2 protein-coding genes are annotated in these 2095 nt (G+C 75.9%); one reads left to right on the top strand and one right to left on the bottom strand.

Translation table 11 applies throughout. The annotated features are described in order from the left end of the window. Positions 1 to 741, bottom strand: a 741-nt coding sequence (locus HF577_RS37055) for a hypothetical protein (RefSeq protein ID WP_407692286.1), incomplete at its 3' end; no start/stop codon positions are given. A 483-nt stretch (positions 742 to 1224) separates the two neighbouring features. Between HF577_RS37055 and erm the strand changes: the two genes are divergently transcribed. Continuing rightward, a complete protein-coding gene (gene erm / locus HF577_RS37050; protein WP_169400661.1) occupies positions 1225 to 2031 on the top strand; it encodes a 23S ribosomal RNA methyltransferase Erm in 807 nt (268 codons plus the stop codon). Positions 2032 to 2095 lie beyond the last annotated feature (64 nt).

Genomic DNA, 2095 nt, shown 5'->3' with positions numbered 1-2095 from the left:
CGGCTGCTCCGCGGCGCTCTCCGCGACACCCGCCACCGCGCTCCCCGGTGCCGGCAGCAGCAACCGGGCCGCGCGTCCCGCCGGTGCGACCCCGCGGCCCCGCAGCTGCACCCGGACCCGGCGGGAACACAACCGCCCGGCCCCGGCCTCCAGCCCCTGCCACCGGGTGTCGGCGCAGCTCAGCTCCACATCCGCGCCCGGCCACTGGCCGAGAGCCAGCAGCACGGCGCCCCGCTGCCGGGCCCTGGCCGCCAGCCGTTGCCGGTCGGCGGCACGCACCCCGGCCCGCGCGGCTCCCGAGACCACGACGAGATCCATCCCGTCCAGCAGCGCGACCGTGACCGCCATCAGGTCGGCGCCCGGATGAGGGACCAACGCCAGCCGCTCCAGCCGCACCCCGGCCTCGGCGGCGGCCAGCAGCCCGAGCCCCGGCCTGCCGACCACTCCCACCCACGCGCCACCGGCCGACGCCTCGGCGAGCAACGCGAGCAGCAGCGAGGTGGCGCCCGGAACGGCCGGGAGCGCGACCGTGGTCCCCCGGCGCAACCCACCTGCCGGCAGGAACCGGGCCAACGGTTCGACCACCGGCAGCACGCCGTCCTCCACCTCGGCGGCGGACACCGGCCGTGCGCCTCCCGAACGCCCCTCCATGCGCCGGAGGAGCCCTCTGGCCAGCTCCAACCGGCTCCCCGGATCCACCGGTAGGCCCTGCGCCGCCGTGGCAGCCACCGCATCACGCACCCATGCCTCCCCAGACGCCCACGCCGCGGGGAAGGTCGGCGATCATCGAACGTACGTTCGAAGTCTAGTCGTTCCCGCTGGTCACGCCAACGCTTCCGCCGCCGCATCACCCGATGGCACGACACCCCCCGCGAGTCGCCCCGTTCCCACCCGCGAGTCGCCCGGTTCGGCCCCGCGAGTCGCCCGATTCCGCCCCGCGAGTCGCCCGGCTTCGGCCCGCGAGTCGCCCAGTTCGGCTCCGCGAGTCGCCCAATTCGCGTGCGCGAGTCGCCCCCACTCAGCTCGCGCTCTCTCAGCACGATCAAGCTCGGAAAACGGCTGGCGCCGCCCGCTAACGTCGTCGCCGTGGGATGCACCTACTACCGGCTGCGCCGCCCCTCCCGGACGCCGCGCCGCTGATCCTCCGCCCCTTCCGGGGCCGCACCGCCGCGCGCCGTCCGATCCGGATCCCCCATCCCGATCGACGCGAAGCGCAGGTCACCCATGTCCTCGTCCATCCCGCACCGTTCCGTCGGCGGCCGCCACGAGCTCGGCCAGAACTTCCTCTCCGACCGGCGCGTTGCCGCCCGCATCGCGGGCCTGGTGCCGCCCGGGGCGGTTCTGGAGCTCGGCGCCGGAGACGGCGCCCTGACCCGGCAGCTTGCCGCCCGGCCCGGCTCGGTCACCGCCGTCGAGCTGGACCCGATGCGGGTCGCAGAGCTGCGGCGCGCGCTCGGCCACCGAGTCCGCGTGCTGCACGAGGACATGCTGAGGTTCCGGCTCGCCGGCGACCACCACGTCGTCTCGAACGTGCCCTTCGGCATCACCACCCCCGTGCTGCGCCACCTCCTCGCGCAGCAGGGGTGGGGAACCGCAGTGCTGTTGCTGCAGTGGGAGGTCGCGCGGAAACGGGCCGCGGTCGGCGGGACGACGCTGCTCACGGCGAGCTGGTGGCCGTGGTACGAGTTCGCGCTGGCTGAGCGGGTGCCGGCAGCCGCCTTCCGGCCCCGGCCCGGGGTGGACGGCGGCGTGCTCGTCGTCACCCGGCGGGAGCGCGAGCTGGTCGGTCGGGCGGACCGGGTCCGGTACCAGCAACTGGTCCGGGCAGCGTTCGGCGGAGACCGCCTGGTCACCACCCTGCGGCGGTCCCATCCCGGGATCCGGGCCTGGTTGACGGCGCAGGGGCTGAGCGGATCGGTGCGGGCGCGGGATCTGGCAGCGCAGCACTGGGCGTCGCTCTTCCGGAGCACGCCGCGCCCTCACCCTGGCGCCCGACCGGCCCGTCCCCACGAGACGAGGACGCACCGGTAGGGCGACTCGCGCACGCGAACCGGGCGACTCGCGGGGCGGAATCGGGCGACTCGCGGGGCGGGCG

Origin of the sequence: Pseudonocardia xinjiangensis, from assembly GCF_012911925.1 — a bacterium.
Classification (GTDB): Bacteria; Actinomycetota; Actinomycetes; order Mycobacteriales; family Pseudonocardiaceae; genus Pseudonocardia; species Pseudonocardia xinjiangensis.
This window is presented reverse-complemented; position numbering and strand designations above follow the sequence as displayed.

Excerpts from the sequence above, each read along its gene's own strand:
- erm (WP_169400661.1), top strand. The coding sequence starts at position 1,225 with ATGTCCTCGTCCATCCCGCACCGTTCCGTCGGCGGCCGCCACGAGCTC.